Annotated in this window: 20 protein-coding genes and 1 tRNA gene; 15 read left to right on the top strand and 6 right to left on the bottom strand. The window is 58.3% G+C overall.

Annotated features, from left to right (window positions below; all coding sequences use genetic code 11):
* Positions 1–20: 20 nt before the first annotated feature.
* From ABIQ96_RS08610 to ABIQ96_RS08650, 9 genes are all read left to right on the top strand, one after another.
* Positions 21–917 carry a PEP-CTERM sorting domain-containing protein gene (locus ABIQ96_RS08610; protein ID WP_348214163.1) on the top strand — a complete coding sequence of 299 codons (897 nt, stop codon included), beginning with the start codon at positions 21–23 and terminating at the stop codon, positions 915–917.
* A gap of 162 nt (positions 918–1,079) precedes the next feature.
* Complete coding sequence (locus tag ABIQ96_RS08615) at positions 1,080–1,817, top strand: hypothetical protein (protein ID WP_348214164.1); 738 nt, start codon at positions 1,080–1,082, stop codon at positions 1,815–1,817.
* A 108-nt stretch (positions 1,818–1,925) separates the two neighbouring features.
* Positions 1,926–2,306, top strand: a complete 381-nt coding sequence (locus tag ABIQ96_RS08620; RefSeq protein WP_348214165.1) for a hypothetical protein — start codon at positions 1,926–1,928, stop codon at positions 2,304–2,306.
* 39 nt (positions 2,307–2,345) lie between these two features.
* Positions 2,346–3,002 carry an HAD-IA family hydrolase gene (locus ABIQ96_RS08625; protein WP_348214166.1) on the top strand — a complete coding sequence of 219 codons (657 nt, stop codon included), beginning with the start codon at positions 2,346–2,348 and terminating at the stop codon, positions 3,000–3,002.
* Between the two features lie 63 nt (positions 3,003–3,065).
* Complete coding sequence (gene rsmA, locus ABIQ96_RS08630; protein ID WP_348214167.1) at positions 3,066–4,379, top strand: 16S rRNA (adenine(1518)-N(6)/adenine(1519)-N(6))-dimethyltransferase RsmA; 1,314 nt, start codon at positions 3,066–3,068, stop codon at positions 4,377–4,379.
* Between the two features lie 4 nt (positions 4,380–4,383).
* Positions 4,384–5,148: a glutaminyl-peptide cyclotransferase gene (locus ABIQ96_RS08635; protein ID WP_348214168.1), complete on the top strand. Its 765-nt coding sequence runs from the start codon at positions 4,384–4,386 to the stop codon at positions 5,146–5,148.
* A gap of 46 nt (positions 5,149–5,194) precedes the next feature.
* Positions 5,195–5,977, top strand: a complete 783-nt coding sequence (locus tag ABIQ96_RS08640) for a hypothetical protein (RefSeq protein ID WP_348214169.1) — start codon at positions 5,195–5,197, stop codon at positions 5,975–5,977.
* A complete protein-coding gene (locus ABIQ96_RS08645) occupies positions 5,977–6,702 on the top strand; it encodes an SCO family protein (RefSeq protein WP_348214170.1) in 726 nt (241 codons plus the stop codon). Before ABIQ96_RS08640 ends, ABIQ96_RS08645 begins: the two co-directional genes overlap by 1 nt.
* On the top strand, positions 6,702–7,268 hold the full coding sequence (locus tag ABIQ96_RS08650) for a DUF420 domain-containing protein (protein WP_348214171.1): 567 nt from the start codon (positions 6,702–6,704) through the stop codon (positions 7,266–7,268). The genes ABIQ96_RS08645 and ABIQ96_RS08650 overlap by 1 nt, the downstream gene beginning before the upstream one ends.
* Here the strand turns inward: ABIQ96_RS08650 and ABIQ96_RS08655 are convergent.
* The gene (locus ABIQ96_RS08655; protein ID WP_348214172.1) at positions 7,265–8,005 is read right to left on the bottom strand and encodes a DUF2071 domain-containing protein; all 741 of its coding nucleotides are present in this window, start codon (positions 8,003–8,005) and stop codon (positions 7,265–7,267) included. The two genes, ABIQ96_RS08650 and ABIQ96_RS08655, sit on opposite strands and share 4 nt — an antisense overlap.
* 175 nt (positions 8,006–8,180) lie before the next feature.
* On the opposite strand from ABIQ96_RS08655, the gene ABIQ96_RS08660 reads away from it, so the two are divergent.
* Positions 8,181–8,537: a hypothetical protein gene (locus tag ABIQ96_RS08660; RefSeq protein ID WP_348214173.1), complete on the top strand. Its 357-nt coding sequence runs from the start codon at positions 8,181–8,183 to the stop codon at positions 8,535–8,537.
* Positions 8,538–8,600: 63 nt separating this feature from the next.
* Here the strand turns inward: ABIQ96_RS08660 and ABIQ96_RS08665 are convergent, their stop codons facing one another.
* Complete coding sequence (locus ABIQ96_RS08665) at positions 8,601–10,217, bottom strand: S8 family serine peptidase (RefSeq protein WP_348214174.1); 1,617 nt, start codon at positions 10,215–10,217, stop codon at positions 8,601–8,603.
* 263 nt (positions 10,218–10,480) lie between these two features.
* On the opposite strand from ABIQ96_RS08665, the gene ABIQ96_RS08670 reads away from it, so the two are divergent.
* Positions 10,481–10,816: a YegP family protein gene (locus ABIQ96_RS08670; protein WP_348214175.1), complete on the top strand. Its 336-nt coding sequence runs from the start codon at positions 10,481–10,483 to the stop codon at positions 10,814–10,816.
* Positions 10,817–10,820: 4 nt separating this feature from the next.
* Here ABIQ96_RS08670 and trpC read toward each other — a convergent pair whose 3' ends face one another.
* Positions 10,821–11,609 carry an indole-3-glycerol phosphate synthase TrpC gene (gene trpC / locus ABIQ96_RS08675; RefSeq protein WP_348214176.1) on the bottom strand — a complete coding sequence of 263 codons (789 nt, stop codon included), beginning with the start codon at positions 11,607–11,609 and terminating at the stop codon, positions 10,821–10,823.
* Positions 11,610–11,719: 110 nt separating this feature from the next.
* Between trpC and ABIQ96_RS08680 the strand changes: the two genes are divergently transcribed.
* Both ABIQ96_RS08680 and ABIQ96_RS08685 read left to right on the top strand, forming a co-directional pair.
* A tRNA-Gly gene (locus ABIQ96_RS08680) sits at positions 11,720–11,794 on the top strand.
* A gap of 37 nt (positions 11,795–11,831) precedes the next feature.
* Positions 11,832–12,695: a 50S ribosomal protein L11 methyltransferase gene (locus ABIQ96_RS08685; protein WP_348214177.1), complete on the top strand. Its 864-nt coding sequence runs from the start codon at positions 11,832–11,834 to the stop codon at positions 12,693–12,695.
* A gap of 51 nt (positions 12,696–12,746) precedes the next feature.
* Here ABIQ96_RS08685 and mutM read toward each other — a convergent pair whose 3' ends face one another.
* The 3 genes from mutM to ABIQ96_RS08700 all read right to left on the bottom strand — a co-directional run bounded on the left by mutM (position 12,747) and on the right by ABIQ96_RS08700 (position 16,764).
* The gene (gene mutM / locus ABIQ96_RS08690) at positions 12,747–13,565 is read right to left on the bottom strand and encodes a bifunctional DNA-formamidopyrimidine glycosylase/DNA-(apurinic or apyrimidinic site) lyase (protein ID WP_348214178.1); all 819 of its coding nucleotides are present in this window, start codon (positions 13,563–13,565) and stop codon (positions 12,747–12,749) included.
* 101 nt (positions 13,566–13,666) lie between these two features.
* A complete protein-coding gene (locus tag ABIQ96_RS08695) occupies positions 13,667–15,892 on the bottom strand; it encodes an FG-GAP repeat protein (protein WP_348214179.1) in 2,226 nt (741 codons plus the stop codon).
* A 215-nt stretch (positions 15,893–16,107) separates the two neighbouring features.
* The gene (locus ABIQ96_RS08700; protein ID WP_348214180.1) at positions 16,108–16,764 is read right to left on the bottom strand and encodes a hemolysin III family protein; all 657 of its coding nucleotides are present in this window, start codon (positions 16,762–16,764) and stop codon (positions 16,108–16,110) included.
* Positions 16,765–16,893: 129 nt separating this feature from the next.
* Here ABIQ96_RS08700 and ABIQ96_RS08705 point away from each other — a divergent pair, with 129 nt between their 5' ends.
* Together ABIQ96_RS08705 and ABIQ96_RS08710 are read left to right on the top strand one after the other, a co-directional pair.
* On the top strand, positions 16,894–17,745 hold the full coding sequence (locus ABIQ96_RS08705; RefSeq protein WP_348214181.1) for a hypothetical protein: 852 nt from the start codon (positions 16,894–16,896) through the stop codon (positions 17,743–17,745).
* An 8-nt stretch (positions 17,746–17,753) separates the two neighbouring features.
* Complete coding sequence (locus ABIQ96_RS08710; RefSeq protein WP_348214182.1) at positions 17,754–18,677, top strand: sugar phosphate nucleotidyltransferase; 924 nt, start codon at positions 17,754–17,756, stop codon at positions 18,675–18,677.
* Positions 18,678–18,684: the final 7 nt, after the last annotated feature.

Genomic DNA, 18,684 nt, shown 5'->3' on the forward strand with positions numbered 1-18,684 from the left:
TCTCCTATAACCGGGACCGCATGAAAATCGAACACCCACACCGTCAGTTTAAGAAAACCCTCATCCTGTTTGCCCTCACTGTCCTCATCCCGGGAACAATGGTCGCACAAACCCTCATTGATTCCGGAACGTTCTACGATCCGGAATTCAAAGTCCGGCAGGAAGGAGCTACTTCCGGAACCCTCACGCTCAGCGTGGACAACACCCTGGTAAATGACTCGCAGTCCAACGGCACCGTCACGTGGAATCACACGGCGGGAGGCCACGCCCAGGTTCGTTCCCAGATCGTCGTGGTGGTTCCGCTGGCGAATCTCGACGCGCAACTCGCGGCATTCACCCAGACGGTCAACGACTCGTTGATCTTCGGAAGGGAAATCACCACGGACGCCGAAATTCTCGGCGTGGTGAACGTGGGCCCCGCGCTGCAAGGCCTGGTCAATCAGGTGGCCGGAGCCAGCGTCATCTATAACTGGCAGTCGGAGGCCTCCGTTTCCGGCCTGGCCATCGCACCCAACCAGCTCTATCAGGTGGATTTCACGGTGACTTCCGGAAATGGCCTTCCCGTGAATTTGCTCCAGTCCGCAACATTCGGAATCACTACCGCAGGCGTGACCGGGGCCTCCAACGAGAGCGCTTCGCTCCTCAATCTGCTCGATGTCGTCACCCTTGGAAACAACTCATCCACGGGGAACTTCAGCTTTACTTTCAAATCCAGCCAGAGCCTCAGCGCGCTGGATTTCACTTTCGACGCATCGACGGTGGCTGGCGTGAGCCTGTTGGGCGGGACAGCGGCAAATCAGAACGTCCTTACGTTTTCGGGTTTCCAAGTCAACGCGATCCCCGAACCGAGCAGCCTCGCGTTGTCCGGAATCTGCATCGGCCTGATCACACTGCGTCGCAAACGGAATCACCCATGAAACAGCCCCCAACCATTTCAAAATGCCATGAAACCGCCATCCTCCATAAGGGCCATTTTTGCCCTGTCAGCGTGCTCGATCACGTGCCTGTCCGCGCAAAGCTTTTCCAGCGTATCACCGCCCGAAGAGTTCAGCCGACAAGCAATCCCGTCAGATCCGTCCTTGCATCTGGTTTCCTTCAAAGCCGAGGGACGTCTTCCCGAAACCCGTCCGGAAATCATCATCCAGGATTCAAGGTCATTGGATTCCAGAGAGACCGAAACCCGGCGTGTCGGGTCGGTCGTGGATCTTGATGTCCTCAAGCAGGCGTCGATCTATCAGAATATTTCTAAAGGAGATGCCAACACCAGCTTCGATTCCGCGGAAACAACCCTCAGGAATGATCTGGAAATGATTTCCGCCACCTACCGGGAACCTGCCAAGGTCACCGGCACGTCCGATTGCCATGCCGTCGCATTGACTGTTAGACAGCGGATCATGAAAGACTCCTCGCTGGTTTTGGAAACCGTGGAAAGCGAAGTCGCCGCAAATCCCGCGTATTCCTGTGAGATCGTGAAATCCGCGATTGAAGCCTCGTTTGCGGAGCCCGACCTCGTTGTCGCCATCGTGGAAACGGCGATTCATTCATCGCCTGAAAACATGCGGCTCATTTCACAATGTGCCATCGCGACCTCTCCCGACTCGCTAGCCGGAGTTCAGGCGCTGTTGGCGAAACTCGATCCGAACAGCGGCGAAACATCATCGTCAAAATCCAGTTCCAAAAGCGCCAAGAGCATGACCGGGGCCGTGGAGCAAATCGCGCGCGGGCAGGTATCCGCAAATCCACTCGACCTTCCACCGCTTTATCTGGTGACTCCGCCACCCATCATGCCGCCCGCGGTTACCCAAGTGAATCCCTGAAATTTTCCCACCCGTAGCATCCCAAATCGGGCCAACCTTAATTTTTGATGAAGAAACGCAACTTTCCGATCGGCATTGGGTTTGTAGGGCGTAAAACGTTCTTGAATTATGAATCGCGATCCGCTCACTACCGACGACTCTTGGGAATCCGATGCTGTTTGGAAGCTTCTGGACCAAGCACCCGCGCCAAAAGCGAGTGCGAGATTTGTCGATGACACGCTCCGCGCGGCCAAGCTGGCTGCGGACGTGAAACCGTGGTGGAGCCGCTTGCTTTCCCCTGTACCCCTCGCAGGAATGGCTGGAGCCACTGCGGCCTTGGTGCTCACATTCGTCGGTCCTTCACAAGAATCGACGCGCACCACGGTCACGGTGGACTCCCAGCAAGCCGTTGCGATCCAGGATATTGCGGAAACGGAAACGCTCATCGCGGCGGCCGATCAGCTGGATCAATTCAGCGACAACGAGTTGGTCAGTCTGATTGGATTTTAAGCGCTTTCCCATCGAGGGGCGACCGCCCAGTTTCCCGGCGTGAAACATGGTTTGATTTTCGATCTTGACGGCACATTGGTGGATTCTCTCGAAGGAATTGGAGCATCGCTCAATCGGGCACTCGCCGCAGCCGGACTGCCAACCCACCCGCTGACCGCCGTGCGCGGATTCATCGGAAATGGCGCGCGGGTTCTCGTCCAGCGTGCGGCCCCGGCGGGCTCGGATGACGGCCTCATTCACTCGTTGGAGCAAGCGTTCAAGGAGGACTACGACGTCACTTGGCCCGATGGAACCATCCTCTACGATGGGATCTCGACGCTGCTTGAGTCCTTGCAAAACCAAGGCTACCCGCTTGCCGTGTTGTCCAACAAACCCCACCCGTTCACCGTGGCGATGGTTTCGCAGCTCTTTCCGGGAATCCATTTCACTGCGGTTCTCGGCCAACGCCCAGGGATTCATCACAAGCCGGACCCGGCCGGGGCGCTTGAAATTTCCGCGGAGTTCGGATTCGCAGCAAGCGACTGCACCGTGATCGGCGATTCGACCCTTGACATCGAAACCGCTCACAACGCTGGAATGAAATCCATCGCCGTGATGTGGGGATTCCACGACCGGGAACGCCTCCTCGACGCCAAACCCGGTCGGACCGTCGAAAATCCCGGAGAGTTGTTGGAGGTCTTTTCCGTGAATCCTTGAGGTTGCGCGTCGGCCGGGAATGCCTCATGAACGGCGGCCATGACGGGTCGGGAAATTCGAGAAGTGCTGGATCACGCCGGGGTGCTGCCAAGCAAGCAACTCGGGCAGAATTTTCTGATCGATCCGAACATGGCCCGTTGGATCGTGTCGCAGTTGGAAATCACGGAGAACGACGCGGTGGTGGAAGTCGGGCCGGGAACCGCGTCACTGAGCACGCATTTGGTCGGCAAGGTTAGACGTTTGATTCTCATCGAGTTCGACGCACGCCTTGCCGCCGCTTTGAAAGAGAAATTTCGCGATGATCCCAGCGTGGAAGTCCATCACGCCGACGGGGTGAAATTCGACGGCCGCACCTTGTTCAAACACCGCCCGGTGAAGTTTCTCGGAAATCTCCCCTACTCCTGCGGTGGGGCCATCATGAAAAACCTGCTCAGCCGCCCGCATCCTTTCGAGCGCGCGGTGATCATGTTGCAGAAGGAAGTCATCGACCGGCTCGCCGCGAAACCGGGCACCAAGGACTACGGCATTCTCTCGCTCAGAACGCAGGCGAATTGGGAAGTGCAACCGCTGCGTACCGTTCCGCCCGAAGCATTCTATCCGCAGCCGAAAATCGACTCCAGCGTGGCGGTCCTGCGCCCGCGAACGAGCGGGCTGCCGGTTTTCGATTATCGTCTTTTCGACGAACTCATCCGCCGCGGATTCGCCCAACGCCGCAAGCAGCTCAAGAAGCAGCTTCCTGACGACGGTCCTGCTTGGGAAGACATCACCACCCAGCTCGGAGTTTCATCAACAGTTAGAGGCGAGGAGCTGACGCTTTCCCAGTGGGTCGATCTCACCCGCGCGTTCGACCCACATCCGCTCAAGGATCTGCCACAGAAGGCGGGGGAAATTTTCGACGTGGTGGATGCGGACGATCAGGTCACCGGCACGGCCACACGCGCCGAGGTCCATGCGCAAAAACTCATCCATCGCGCCGTCCACGTTTTCGTTTTCAACAAACGCGGCGACCTGCTGTTGCAAAAGCGCTCGCCGCTCAAGGACCTCTGCCCCGGCCTCTGGGATTCCAGCGTTTCCGGCCATCTCGACTCCGGCGAAGACTACGAAGCCGCCGCCGTTAGAGAACTTGAAGAGGAAATGGGCATCACCGTGGAATCCCCGCCGGAGGAGATCGCCCGTATCACTCCGCGCGAGCAAACCGGCTGGGAACATGTCCGTCTCTACCGCGCCCGCCACGACGGAAACCTGCGCTACCCTGCCGCCGAGGTCGAGGCGGCGATGTGGTTCCCGCTCACGGAAATCGCTGCGTGGATCGCGGCCAACCCTTCCGATTTTGCTCCGGGATTCCTAGAGTGCTGGAAAAATTCAAACCCGAACTGATCTCATGAAATTGAAATCCCTGGCTTCACTCGTCGTCGCCATCGTAAGCTTGGCATCCTGCCAGAAATCGCTGCCCGACACGCTCACCTATCAGATCGTTTCCACCCGTCCCCACGACGGCTCCGCCTACACCCAGGGCTTCCAACTGCTGGACGGCCGCCTGTATGAAAGTGCCGGCCAATACGGCGAGTCCGCGTTGCGCGAGACCAACCCCACCACTGGTGAAGTCCTGCGCAAACGAGCGCTCGCGAAAACCGTTTTCGGCGAGGGCTTGACCATCCTCGACAAGGAAATGTTTGTCCTGACCTGGAAGGAAAACACCGTCTATGTCTTCGATCCGGAAACCTTCAAGCCCATCCGCTCCCACACCTATCAGGGCGAAGGCTGGGGCCTCACCAACGATGGCAAGCAGCTCATCATGAGCGATGGCAGCAGCGATCTGAAGTTCATCAATCCCAAGGATTTCTCCGTGATCAAAACACTGGCCGTCAAGGACGGCAATTCCTCGGTGAAAAATTTGAATGAATTGGAAATGATCGATGGCCAGGTCTTCGCCAACATTTACATGACCGACCGGATCGCCCGGATTTCTCCGGAAACCGGCCAAGTCACCGGCTGGCTCGACCTCAAGGGATTGAAGCACCAACTCAACCCACCAGGCCACGCCGAAGTTCTCAACGGAATCGCTTACGACAAATCCACCGGCAATCTCCTCGTCACCGGCAAATATTGGCCGCAGATGTTCGAAATCAAAATCAGCAAAAAGTAGCCGCCCGGCTTGCCTGCCGGGCCCAGCCGTTTAACTTCCGCCGCCGATGCCCCTGCCCGACCCCAGTCTCGAACCCGCGATCCGCGATCCGAAGAAACTCCGCAACACCGCGTTCGTTCTCGTGGCCATGATGTTGCTTGGTGGCTGGCTGATCATGCTTTCCTACAAGCAGTGGTCGAAAACCCAGGCTTTGGACGATCGGCCCGCTGTCATTTACCGCATCACTCCGGAGCGCGATTTGCGGATGCTCCGGCAGGATGGAAAAACGGTTGATCTCGTTAATCTCCGGGGCCACGTCATCGCCGTCCAAGTGATGAGCAACCGGGACCCGCAAACTGCCAAACTGGGGCTGGAAGTCATGCAACGCCTCGCCCAATCCCGCGCCGGGGAAAAGAACTTCAATCTCGTTTCCCTGGTTTTGGATCCCGAGCCGGCCGAGAAGCTGCTTGCCACCCTCGCCACCACCGCCAACTCGCTTGGCGCGACATTGCCCCAATGGTGGGTCGGTGCCAACGAGCCGAACACCTTGCAAAAGTTCATCTACAATCAACTCAAGGCGAGCGTTTCTCCCTTCGAGAAAGACGGAAAATGGCAGTATGACGCGTCCATTGTCCTCATCGACAAGAACGGCCACATTCGCCGCGCCGTCGTTCCACAAAAACAAGGTGGCTCGCCCTACATCGCCACGTTTGATTTCGAACAAGCCGCCGGCTGGGATGCCAAGGGCGTCAAGACCAGCCCCGCCGACATTAACACCAACGTGGAGCAGCTCGAAATCCTGCTGAACCACACCATCGACAAGCTCCTCGCCGAGGAATTCAAGAACTGATGAAACGCAACACCACCATCGCCCTTTTCTACACCGGAGTCGCCGCCATCTGCATCGGCGTCATCAGTATTTCCATGTACCTGAGCAAGGGCCTGAACGCTCCCTATCAGGCACCCGCCGTCGATATGGGCAAGGAAACCGCGCCGCAGTGGTTCCCCATCGCGAAGGATCTTTCCGCCACCAATCAGGACAACAAGCCGGTGAAACTCTCCGATCTGCGCGGCAAGGTCTGGGTCGTCGCCGAGTTCTTCGCCATCTGTCCGCACTGCGCGGTTAGAAACGGCGAGGAACTGCGGAAAATTTACGACGAGTTCAAGAGCCATCCGGATTTCCACATCACCTGCATCTCCGTCGATCCCGAGAACGACAACCCCGAGCGACTCGCTGAATATTCGTCAGCCCTCGGCGCGGATTCCAAAAACTGGTGGTTCCTCAACGCCGGTGACGCGGCGTCCACGCATGATTATCTCGAACACGAACTGAAGTTCTTCGGCATCCGCCAGCGCACCGATCCGTTGGATATCGAGGCGAACGGCAAATATGCCCACGACCTCGGATTCATCGTGGTGGACCGCGATTTCAAGGTCATCGGAAAGTGGCCGCTTGCCGACGCACGCTCCGAGGATGCGAAGAAACGCGACCCGGAACTCTATCAAAAACTCAAGGACGAGCTCTATGCGCGCATCCGCGCGGAGCTTGAGAAGAACGAAACACCCGGCATCTGATGGACTCCGAACGCAGGCAATGGCTCATCCGCGAGCCGCAGGAAGCTCTCTCGAAAAAACTCGGCGTCGCCGCGTGGATCCTCTCCACCGTGGTGCTCCTGCTGGTCGTGGCGATGCAGAAGATCCACCTACCGCTGCCGGAGGGCTGGACCACCTCGTTCCTGCCGCCGATCCATGCCGGTCTCAATGCGGTGGCCGCCGTGGTGTTGTTGATTTCGCTGATCTTCATCAAACTCGGAAACGTGAAAATGCACCGCGCCACGATGGTGCTGGCGATGATCCTGTCCGTGCTGTTCCTGCTTTCCTACGTGGCCTATCACATGACCAACGAGCCCACCAGGTATGGCGGAGTCGGTGCCATGAGAACGGTTTATTTCATTCTGCTAGGGACGCACATCCTCTTCGCCGCTGTCAGCCTGCCGTTCATCCTCTTCACTTTCATCGCCGGCTGGACCAACCGCTTCGCCGCCCACCGCAAGCTCGCCCGCTGGGTGTTCCCGCTATGGCTCTACGTCGCCATCACCGGGCCGATCTGCTACTGGATGCTGAAGCCGTATTACGGTTAGAGCGACCTTTCCGCGGTCATTTCGGGTTCGGAATGCCATTCATGCGGAATATCCCTCATGAGCAACGCATGGTCGAAATCGATGCTGTCGGGAGGAAATATCGAATGATCGTCGAAGTAGGCGGAACTCACCTCATCCACCTCCAGCGGAGTGACCACCCACTTGCCGACCTTGAGCAAAAGGCCATCCAACACGCAGGATTCCGGCCGGGATGAGTATCCCACGCAGCCCGCTTCAAAAAAGCGTGAGGAATTCTCAAAGGATCCGAATACGGACGATTCGGGAAACTGATGTGTTTCGGATGCCTGGATGCCAACCAACGAAATATGATCCTTTCCCTCGGTGATGTGGATGGAAATCCGCCCCGCCGAATCCGACACCGTGAAGTCCGAGTGATGGTGCACTCCGGGAAAAATCCGCCCGCCGCCCAATGCTGTCAGGTAGGAATCCGTATCCCGCCGTGGAACGAAAACACCTTCGCGCAAGTTACCGGCGGCGTCCTCCCACTCCACCGCGATCCGATGTGCGGAGTTCTCACTGGAAAAACCGACGACGCCAGGGAATCCCTTCGGCCGAAGTTGTTCCAATCGGATCAAACAAATCCCCGCGATGGCATATCCATTGACAAACTTGGGTCGAAAATTGGCCGGGAGAATGGCTTCGACCACTTCCGGGGCGACCCGATAGTTCAGCAAAATCCGCCGGCGGATGATTCCTGTGATCGCGGGTAGTTTCATTCGGGTAGAGTATTTCGTCGCCGGGCTTTGAGGAAGATGGAAGATATTGGGTCGAGCTGACCTCAACTTGCTAGGAAATTCCATAGGTTGTTCCGGCCGATCAACCTTACCGAAACAGCCCGCTGGGAATTGTTCCATCGACTTTCAATACCAGCCGGGTTATTTGCTCCGAATCATGGACAAGCTTACGCAAAATCACTTCTCGTTCAAATGCCCGATGAATTGGGATGAAATGGATGTCTCAGCCAACGGACGCTTTTGTGGCAAGTGCCGGAAGGAAGTTTTCGACCTAACGAATTGCTTGATCGATGAGGTGATCGCGCTTCAGCGAAAACATGGTTCGATCTGCGGATCGATCCGGGTGGCGGCGGTCGCGGTTGCCTTGTCAGCGGCGGCTTGTCAGAACACAACGGCGGATCGGACAACTGGAATAGTCCCTCCGCATGCTACAGGCGACCAGCCGATCAATCGAGTTGCTTTATCCGGGACACCCATATCGCCAGAGCAGTTGGAAAAAATGAAAGGGGAATGATTTCCTTTCGTCCCGAATTGCTAGATAGAGGCAAACTCGCGGAATGAATTCCGCGCTCCCGGTTCAACGCAGGTAAAGCGAGTCGCTCCGCTGGTTGTTATAAGGCGTGATGTCGCGGCCGATGGTGCCGAGCGTGAGCTTGGAATTGACCTCGATCGGACTGTCTTTCGGGATGCCGTTCAGGAGAACCGGCATCGTGAATGTTTGCACGGCTCCGGGTGCGAGGGTCGTCGCGTTGAACTGACGGTTGCCGAACGGGGTCGAAATTTCCAACAAGGTGTTGACCAGAATCGCGGTTCCCCGGTTCTGGATGGTGATTTGAATTTGGTCGCCAGCGCCAGTCGCGACGATGCGCTGGTCGGTGATGGCGGCATCGACGATCCCGGAAATCGCCCTAGTCATGATGCGGCCGACGTTGAGGATGCCCGCGCCGTATTCCGAATCCGGACCGGAGATACCGGCTTCATCCGAGTATTTCATGACGATCTCCGCCGCTTGGCTGGCACTCATTTTCACTCCGGTGCCGTTCGACATGGTGGCGGCGATCGCGCCGGTGACGATGGGAGCGCTGGCCGAGGTTCCGCTGATCCGAGTGTAACGGTTTCCAGGCCAGGCGGCATTCACGGCGTAACCGGGAGCCGTGACTGATAGAAAAGTGCCGTAGTTGGAGAAATCCAGATGCTCGCCGCGCGCATCGACGGAACCGACACTGATGACGCTGGGATAGGCAGCCGGATAAGTGGAGTCGGACTGTTCCGAATTTCCGGAGGAAGCGACGATCAGCGCGTGGTGATTCTGCGCGTAGATTACGGCTTCCGCGATCAGCGGATTGTCCACACTGGTGCCCATGGAAATGTTGATCAGGTCCGCTCCGGAATCGACAGCAGCAAGAATTCCGGCCGCCATGGCAAAGGAATCCGCCTGGCCCGACTCGTCGCTGATGCGGATGGAAATCAACTGCGCTGCCGGGGCGACTCCGGGTGCGGAGGCATCCACCCCGGCGATGAGCGATGCGACGGCCGTGCCGTGGCCGTGGGTTTTGTTGATGTCCTGCGGGAAAGGAACGATTTCGATGGATTTGACCAAGCCTGGCAAATCCGGATGCGGGACGATCCCCGAATCGAGCACCGCGATCTTCACTCCGGCTCCCCATTTCGAATGATCGGAGGTGATGCCGAGCCATGGAAGGAGACCGTTGCCGAAACCGACGAGACCGTCCTGCGCGGAACCGTTGACAGGCCCTGGCGACGGCGCGGATGGAACGGAATCGTAGGTGGTGATGTTTTCACCCATCAACAAAAGAGTTAGATCCTCGCGATCGTCATAGCGGAGGCGGACGGCGCGCAGGCGGTCGAGTTGATCGACCACCTCAATGTTGCTCTGGCCGGCCGCAAACAGGAACGCGCTGAATGATTCATCCGAAGGAAACCGCAGAATCACCTCGTCAGGCTGGCGGCTGCCGAAGATTTCTACGGTCGTTCCGTCATGGAATTCATCTCTTACGGACGGTTTTGAACGAGCCACAGTGTGCGGCGCGATGCGGGCTTGAGGCTCGGCGGACGGCCTGACGACCACGCGCCTGCTGACGGATTCCCTCAAATCCCGCACGATCCACCAGCCAAAGAGGCCGCAGATCACGACAATCAATGCCGCAAGGAGGTGACGGAAGTAAGGTTTCATGTATATCCGCTCCCGGGCTGGAGAGACAATTTAAAGACAAACCCACGATCCGAGGAAAAGTTTCCCGCGGATGCGTGACGGCGCAACCTTCCATAATTTCAAGGAACTTGAAAGGAAGATTCTTGTGGGCTGCGAAGGGCGAATCCGGAGCAGACGGGTACCCGCATTTTTCATCGACAATCCACAGGGGAAAGGGATTTCCTCGCAACTGTGTGCTCGTGTTTTCCAATGAAGCCACGAACTGTCCCCAAAACCCCGGAACCATGAAAGGATACTACGAACTCAAGAAAACCGACGGTGGAAAATTCCATGTCACCCTCAAAGCCGGCAACCACGAGGTGATCCTCAGCAGCCAGCTCTATGCGGAAAAAAGTAATGCAGAGAACGGCATCGATTCGATCCGCACCAACGGCACGCACGATGCCCGTTACGAGCGCAAGCTCTCGGCCAAGGGAGAACCGTATTTCTCGCTCAAGGCGCAAAACGGCCAACTGATCGGCGCCAGCGAGATGTATGGCTCTGAGGCGTCCCGCGACGATGGAATCCGTTCCGTCATCAACAATTGCCCGACGCCAACGGTGAAAGATCTGACGGTCTGAGCGGTTAGATCATCTCCAGCGCCAGATAAGCCTCGATCTCGCGCGAAGGATCGTGGGCGCGCATGAGCGCCTCGCCAATGAGAACGGCATTCGCGCCGGCTTCCAAGACACGGCGGGCGTCTTCGAGGGACTTGATGCCGCTTTCGGAAACGAGCAGGACGTCATCGGGGACTTCCTCGGCGAGCAGCTCGGTGGTGGCGAGATCGACGGCGAACGTTTTGAGGTTGCGGTTGTTGATGCCGATGAGATCGGCGCCGAGTTCGAGGGCGCGTTCCATTTCCCGCAGGTCGTGGACTTCGACGAGGACATCGAGTGAGAAAGATTTCGCCTCGTCGTAGAGGCGGCGCATCGTTTCGTCATCCAGCGCGGCGACGATGAGCAGGATGGCATCCGCTCCGGTCACGACCGCTTCGTGGATCTGCACCTCGTGGACCATGAAGTCCTTGCGCAGCAGCGGGGCGTCGGAAAATTTCGAGATCTGCGTCAGATAGCTGAGAGATCCTTGGAAATATTTCTCATCGGTGAGGATCGAAAGGCAGGACGCGCCGCCATCGAGATAGCGTCTCGCCTGGCGGACGGGATCGAAGTTCGGATCGATCAAGCCCACGGACGGCGACGCCTTCTTCACCTCGGCGATGACCCCGAGCCGGCCGGGACCGCGATCGATGGCGGCACGGAAGCCGCCGAAATCGTTGCGCTGGATGGCTGCGGCCCGCAAGAGAGCGGCGCGGGGCAGCAGGGCTTCGACCTCAAGGTGTTTGGTGGCGATGATTTCAGCGAGCTTGTCGGACATGGGCGCGGGAAAAGAAACCCGGAGCTGGGAAAATGAACATGGAAAATTTGCAAAATTTGGCTTGCCCGTCATCGGGGCGCATGTAGAAAGCCCCCGACGCGTTTCCCGACGCGGGCGTAGCTCAGTGGTAGAGCGCCACCTTGCCAAGGTGGATGTCGTGAGTTCGAATCTCATCGCCCGCTCCATTTTTCCGGAGCGCGATTTTTCCCAACGCAATTCTTCATGTTCGTCTGGTCGAAACTCTCCGCGGTAAGATGGATGGACGCATGGGAGGAACGGTTCGCCGGAAATCCGAATCTCGTCCTTGAGATCATCAAGGGCGGCAAATCCATCCGCATCCAACTTTTCTGTGAGACGAAGAAGGCGGCCGACGCCGTTGTCAGGCAATTCGGCGGCAGCGTCCGTGAAATGGCCAACGCGGAATGGAACAAGCCTGTCGCCCCACCCCGTCCGCTCAAGGTGCGGGATGTTTTCCTGCTCACTCCTGAAAATCGGCCCAAGGAACTCGCCGCGCTGAAGAAGGCGAATCCGAAACGCGAGATCATCGTGATCCCACCGGAAATGGCGTTCGGCACCGGCGATCATGCGACGACTTCGACCTGTTTGAGATTGTTAGTCGACGTCGCCCGCGCGCGCAAAGGGACGAACTGGACCGTCGCCGATCTTGGCACCGGCACTGGCGTGCTGGCCATCGCCGCGCGGAAAATGGGCTCGGGTGAAACTTACGCGTGTGACTTTGATCCGTTTGCGGTCGCTGTTGGAGTTCGGAACATCGAGCGCAACGGCACGCCTGAAATCCAGATGAAGGAACAGGACGTCCTGAAATGGAAACCACGCAAAAAAGGCTACGACGTCGTCATGGCCAATCTGTTTTCCACCGTGCTGATCGAAGCGTGGCCGGTGATTGCGAAGTCCTTGGGATCCGGTGGCGATCTGATCGTCTCCGGCATCCTCGCAAGCCAGGCTTGGGAGGTTTTCAAAGCCGCCGCCGCCAGCGGGCTTGGATTCACCAAAGTGATCAAGAAGGGCAAGTGGGTGACTGCGCATGGCGGGCATCTCGAGGATCTGATCAAGGCCGCAAAGTAAGGGGCATGGACGTCTCGTCCATGCGAAGGGACGAGACGTCCCTTCCCCCTATCACTTCTGGCAGCTCGGACACCAATACGTCGAACGCTGGCCGGTCACCGCGTGGAGGATCGGCGTTCCGCACACCCGGCAGGGCTCCCCTTTCCGCTCGTAAACGAAAAGGCGCTGTTTGAAATAACCGGGCTGGCCGTCGGAGTTGAGGAAATCCCGCAAGGTGGTGCCGCCTTCGAGAATCGCGGCTGATAGAACCTCACGGATGGAGGCGACCAGCTTTTCCAGTCGCGGTTTCGAGATTTTGTTAGCGGGAGTTCCGGGCCGGATCCCGGCGCGAAACAACGCCTCGGAGGCATAGATATTTCCGACACCGACGACGACCTTGGCATCCATGATGACGAGCTTGATCGCGGCGGAACGTTTCGCGCAGGCGGCTTTGAGATGTTCGACCGTGAAGGCGCTTTCCAACGGCTCCGGGCCAAGGCTTTTCAACAAAGCATGGGACATCGGATCGGTTTCCGTCAGCCGCAGTACCAGCCCGAAACGCCGCGGATCGTGATAGCGGAGTTGTTTGCCGTTTCCCAGAGTGATGCCGACGTGGTCGTGCGTTTTCCAAACATCCGTCGGATCGATGACGCGCAGGCTGCCGGACATGCCCAAGTGGATGAGAAGCGTCGAGCCGTCATCAATCGCTAACAACAGATACTTGGAGCGGCGGCTGACGTTTGAAATCAACCGTCCTTCGATGACTTGGATCGTTCCGGAAACCGGCTGCCGCAAGTCGTGCCGCCTGACGATGATCTCAGAAATCCGCACCCCCGCGACATGCGGTTCGATGCCGCGGCGGGTGGTTTCTACTTCGGGGAGTTCGGGCATGGTCAAATCCGCGTGGGAACTGCTCCAACCATGCCTGAACTCGCTCGATATAGAAAGTCCGATCAATGCCTTACAGGCATGCGAGCTCCGCGATTCGAGACTTATTTGTGCCCCTTCGAAACCTTGACCTCGATGTTGACGAAGGAGGCATTGCCAGTCTCATCCTGACATTCCACGGTGATCGTATAAACCCTTCCGTTCCCTTGGGCATTGCGTTCCGCACGCAGATTGACTGTGGAAGCATCTACGATTTCCCAATCAGGAGCGCCATTGCCGACGGGCTCGTTGCTGGAGACCGAGACGATCCAGTATCCGACCTGCCCTCCAAAGTTATCGGTCGCTGTAACATCCACCGTCACCGGCACCATCTTGTGGTTCGGCGCTCCAAGGTTGCCGGGACTGGCGGTCGCGCTGCTGATGACCGGAGCCACGGTGTCCAACTGGGTGTTGAATGCAGATACCGAACCGACGGAATACCCGACGTCTGCGATGTATTTATAAGGTGCGCCGGCCAAGGCCGTGTCGCCGCTGATCGCGACCGCATATCCGAACATTCCACCCAATGCGCCGGGGCCTGCGACGTTCTGCTGCTGTTGGCTCCAACCGCTTCCGTTGCGGGCAAAGACGTAGGCGATACCGGAACGATAGCCCGCGAAAATCAGATCCTTGAGTGGGGCTCCGATCACCGCCGTATCGCCATCCACGGCGACGGAAAAGCCGAAGTGATCATCCGCCGAGGGATATTCAGCTGTTAGCTTCTGTTGTTCGCTCCAAATGCCGCCATCACGCGTAAAGACATAGGCCGAGCCGGAATCGACAACCGCCGTGTCCTGATCGAATGGCGCTCCGATCACCACGGTTTCGCCACTGATGGCGACCGAGTAGCCGAACCAGTCATCCGCCTCCGCATCGCTGGCCGAGAGTTTTTGTTGGGTGCTCCAAACCGTGCCAGCACGCACGAACACGTAGGCGGCACCGGATTCCGCGCCGGCATCATCGTCCGAATACACACCGACCACGATGGTTTCACCGTCGATGGCCACCGAATACCCGAACCAGTCGCCCTCCGCGCCGTCAAACGCAGTAAGCTTCTGCTGCTGGGTCCAACTCGCTCCGTTGCGGACAAAGACGTAGGCCGACCCCGATTGCGCCGCAACCGCGCTATCATAAACGGCCCCGACGACGATTGTGTTGTCGCTGATGGCCACTGATTCTCCGAAAAAATCGTCGGCAGAACCATCACTGGCAGTCAGCTTTTGCTTCTGTATCCAAGAGTTGCCCTCGTGCACGAACACATATGCAGATCCGGAATTACCGCCCGCATCATCGGTTCCCCAAGCTCCCACAACCAGCGTATCTCCGCTGATGGCGACCGACGACGCGAACTGGTCTCCTGCAGCGGAATCGCCGGCGATCAGCTTTTGTTGCTGGGTCCAGGTGTCGCCGTCACGCACAAATACATAAGCAGAGCCGGAATCGACTCCCGCACCGTCATCATAAGGAGCCCCGATCACCGCGACATCGCCGCTGATCGAAAGTGAGTAACCGAACTGGTCGCCTTCCGTAGCGTCGCTCGCGACAAGCGTCGCACCGTTGGAAAAAACCGGATCGACCGTCACCGGGTAAACCGCCGAACGGTCGTCAACTTCGAGCAACAGCTGGCTTCCCCTAACCCGCATGTGAGACTCAAGCTTCCGCCCGTTCGCATCCCAACTCACCAAGCCGCTGTAGCGCAACATCCGCTTTCCCGCGGCGTCGGAGAAAACAACTTCGCCGTCGTCAACGGAGGCAGTCAGATTACCGCCAATCGCCATGGAGATGACCAGCGGCGCGTTCTCCACATGACCCGCCGGCGGAGTCTGCAGGGTGAAACCCTGCTCCAGACCGGCACGTTCGTTGACATACCATTCGGTGAGAATTCCCCGCCGGTATTCCAAGCGGTTGCCGCTCGTGCTGACTTCCGCAAGCGGAAACCCGGTGACGTTGTCGCCATACCCGCAGCCGGTCAGGGTGAGAGCCGACTGCCAACGGACGTCCTGTCCGCCGGATGAAACGGACGGACCCGCAGTGGTAAAATCCATTTTCAACCCCTGCGCGGGATTTTCCGCAACCCGTGTTCCATTGGGGGACTGATGGACCTGATAGCGGGCTGTGGAATATGCCGACTGAAGCGAATTGAGATGACCGCGGGCCTTGAGCATGGCTACTGCGCCACTACCGGAAAAATCCTCTCCGGAGGTGGCGTTCGGAATGACAGCCGCATTCAAGACGATGGGCAGAAAGGCAGCATTGGCCACTGCGACGATTGATAGGAGTTTTATTTTCATGAAGGATGGCAAGATGTAAAAAAGTCCAAAAGGGTGCGACTGTCAGACTCACCGTGGCGCTGGATTCGTCGGATTCCAGCGGACCCGCCCAACAGGAAGAGGCTGATTGAAGCGTCCGGATAGACAAACGGATTCAAGGCGACTTATCCTACGCTTTTGCTAGATTGCAAAAGAAATTTCAAGAACTTTCCGTCACGCGAGCTCACCGACATGTATCATGCGAGCACGTAGAACATCACGGCCAGAACGTGGCAGGCGCTTCCTCCTAACACGAACAGATGCCAGATCGCGTGATTGAACGGGAGTTTTTTCCAAGCGTAGAAAACAATGCCGAAGGAGTAGGTAAAGCCGCCGGCTACGAGCCACCACACCCCGGCAATGGGCAGCTCGCGGACGAGTGGACCGAACGCGAAAAGAATCAGCCACCCCATCGCCAGATAGAGAGAGGTGGAAATCCAATGGTCCTTTTTCCCCTTGCGGAAAGTTTTGATCAGAACTCCGGCGATGGCGAGGCTCCAGACTGTTCCGAACAACCACCAGCCTGACGCCCCTTTCAATGTGATCAGGGTCACCGGCGTGTAGGATCCGGCGATGAGCAGATAGATGCAGGCGTGGTCGAGCGATTGGAAATGCGCCTTCCACCGCGGCGAGGTGAAGAAATGGTAAAGCGTGGATGACGAATAAAGCAGGATCAGCGAGGTACCGAACACGACCGAGGAAACAATTTTCAAAGTCTCTCCGCCCGACAACAAAATCATCATGACCAGGGCCACCACGCTGAAGATGACGCCCGCCGCATGGGTTAGCAGACTCGCCACCTCCTCACGGTGGGAATCGCACAACGGCGAGCGGTGACGAAGTTCCAATTGCATCCTGCGCGCCTCTCATTGGCGCAGGTATCGACTTTTGTCCAGCCAGCCCGCCCGGAAGCGCTGGATTTGTTCGAGTGGCGGCTTTTGCGGATGGCTTGCGGATTTTCTAAGGGGAGTCAGATTCCTGCCATGCGTTTGATGATTCTCGCCGCCCTGCTGGTTGGCCCGCTCCGCGCGGGAGACAAGGTCTCGCCCGTTTCCGACAGCGTGCGGCAGGAGTTCAAACTGTCGCCGTTCTATCAGAAGCAAATCCTGATCGAGGGTTTTCCGGTCGTTGCTTCGGACAAGGTCAACGACGCGGCGGTGATCGAGTCCGCGGTGATTGTCCGGGGCATGCTGGATGGACGGGACGACATTTTCAAAGCGATGGCCAAGGCCCACGTCCGCCTCGCCGTGATGTCCTGCTCCGAACGGACCTGCGACATCCCGGAGCATTCCGACCTAACACCCAAGGCCTACTGGAACCGCCGCGCGCGCGGGCTCGGGGCCAGCCATGAGCGTCCGGCCGTGAGCTGTGCCGAGGAAAACGTGCTGTGCTGCAAGGGCGATCCGTATTCGACGGAAAACATCCTCGTCCATGAGTTCGCCCACGCGATTCATCTCATCGGCCTTGAGCAAACCGATCCGACCTTCGATCACCGCTTGAAGGAATGTTACGATGCGGCGATGGCTTCCGGAAAATGGAAGGGTCTCTATGCCGCGGAAAATCACGCGGAATATTGGGGCGAAGCCGTGCAATCGTGGTTCGGCACCAACCGCGAGAACGACGCGCTGCACAACCACGTGAACACGCGCCAGGAACTCATCGACTACGATCCCGGCGTGGCGAAACTCTGTGAGGAAGTCTTTGGGAAAAACACCTGGCAATACCGCCGTGCCGACGATCCGGCCCGCAAGGACGAGCCTCATCTCACGAATCTGGACCGGGAAAAACTGCCGGTTTTCGCATGGTCGAAGGAAGAGCGGGAAGCGAAAGACTAACGCGCGACTTGAAATCCCGCCCCGCTGCGGTCAAAGCACGCGGCGTGAATCAAGCTTTCATCCTCGGTGCCGGACTCGGAAACCGCCTGCGCCCGCTAACAGGCCGGTTGCCCAAGCCGCTGGTGCCGTTGTTCCACCGTCCGCTGGCGGAGTGGGCGATGGAGGCTTGCCGCCGGGCGGGGATCACGCGATTCGCCATCAACACGCACCACCTGCCGGAAGCATGGAACGGTTTCGGCGTGGGAACCGACGTGACGTTGTTTCACGAACCGGTCCTGCTGGAAACCGGCGGCGGACTGAAAAACATCGGCTCATGGATGGGCGGCGACCCGCTGTTAGTCCACAACGGCGACATCTTCTCGACGCTGCCCTTGGAAAAACTCATCGCCGCCCACAAAGCGTCCGGCCTGCCGGTGACGCTGGCCCTGCGCTCGGAGGGAACTGCCAGACACATCGCGATCGATCCCTCCGGCAGCCGCATCACCGACATCCGCAACAACCTTGGCATTGCGGACGGCACCCACGTTTTCAGCGGGATTTACTGCGTGAATCCCGAATTCCTCGATCTCATTCCACCGGGTGAGAAAATCTCAGTCATCCCCGCATTCCTCGAATTGGCGAAAGCTGGACAACTCGCTGCCGTCGTGCTCGACGAAGGCGTATGGCTCGATCTCGGCGACCGCGATTCCTATCTGCAAGCCCATCGCGAACTCGATCTCGCCCCAGCCATCCATCCGGAAGCGACGGTCGAACCCGGCGCATGCGTCGAGCGAACTGCCATAGGCCCCGGCGCGGTGATCGAAACTGGCGCGGTGGTTCGCGACTCGGTGGTGTGGCCCGGGGGACGGGTCACGAGTAGCGCGGTGTTGGATCGCTGCATCGTTTTCTCCGAAAATCCGGCAGGCGGCAGCCACCGGGACGCGGACCTTTGAGCCCAAC

Origin of the sequence: Luteolibacter sp., assembly GCF_039920825.1 — a bacterium.
GTDB lineage: Bacteria > Verrucomicrobiota > Verrucomicrobiia > Verrucomicrobiales > Akkermansiaceae > Luteolibacter.

Excerpts from the sequence above, each read along its gene's own strand:
- ABIQ96_RS08670 (WP_348214175.1), top strand. The coding sequence starts at position 10,481 with ATGAAAGGATACTACGAACTCAAGAAAACCGACGGTGGAAAATTCCAT.
- ABIQ96_RS08705 (WP_348214181.1), top strand. The coding sequence starts at position 16,894 with ATGCGTTTGATGATTCTCGCCGCCCTGCTGGTTGGCCCGCTCCGCGCG.
- ABIQ96_RS08645 (WP_348214170.1), top strand. The coding sequence starts at position 5,977 with ATGAAACGCAACACCACCATCGCCCTTTTCTACACCGGAGTCGCCGCC.
- ABIQ96_RS08655 (WP_348214172.1), bottom strand. The coding sequence starts at position 8,005 with ATGAAACTACCCGCGATCACAGGAATCATCCGCCGGCGGATTTTGCTG.
- ABIQ96_RS08635 (WP_348214168.1), top strand. The coding sequence starts at position 4,384 with ATGAAATTGAAATCCCTGGCTTCACTCGTCGTCGCCATCGTAAGCTTG.
- ABIQ96_RS08660 (WP_348214173.1), top strand. The coding sequence starts at position 8,181 with ATGGACAAGCTTACGCAAAATCACTTCTCGTTCAAATGCCCGATGAAT.
- ABIQ96_RS08695 (WP_348214179.1), bottom strand. The coding sequence starts at position 15,892 with ATGAAAATAAAACTCCTATCAATCGTCGCAGTGGCCAATGCTGCCTTT.
- ABIQ96_RS08620 (WP_348214165.1), top strand. The coding sequence starts at position 1,926 with ATGAATCGCGATCCGCTCACTACCGACGACTCTTGGGAATCCGATGCT.
- ABIQ96_RS08700 (WP_348214180.1), bottom strand. The coding sequence starts at position 16,764 with ATGCAATTGGAACTTCGTCACCGCTCGCCGTTGTGCGATTCCCACCGT.
- trpC (WP_348214176.1), bottom strand. The coding sequence starts at position 11,609 with ATGTCCGACAAGCTCGCTGAAATCATCGCCACCAAACACCTTGAGGTC.
- mutM (WP_348214178.1), bottom strand. The coding sequence starts at position 13,565 with ATGCCCGAACTCCCCGAAGTAGAAACCACCCGCCGCGGCATCGAACCG.
- ABIQ96_RS08650 (WP_348214171.1), top strand. The coding sequence starts at position 6,702 with ATGGACTCCGAACGCAGGCAATGGCTCATCCGCGAGCCGCAGGAAGCT.
- ABIQ96_RS08640 (WP_348214169.1), top strand. The coding sequence starts at position 5,195 with ATGCCCCTGCCCGACCCCAGTCTCGAACCCGCGATCCGCGATCCGAAG.
- ABIQ96_RS08665 (WP_348214174.1), bottom strand. The coding sequence starts at position 10,217 with ATGAAACCTTACTTCCGTCACCTCCTTGCGGCATTGATTGTCGTGATC.
- ABIQ96_RS08685 (WP_348214177.1), top strand. The coding sequence starts at position 11,832 with ATGTTCGTCTGGTCGAAACTCTCCGCGGTAAGATGGATGGACGCATGG.
- ABIQ96_RS08610 (WP_348214163.1), top strand. The coding sequence starts at position 21 with ATGAAAATCGAACACCCACACCGTCAGTTTAAGAAAACCCTCATCCTG.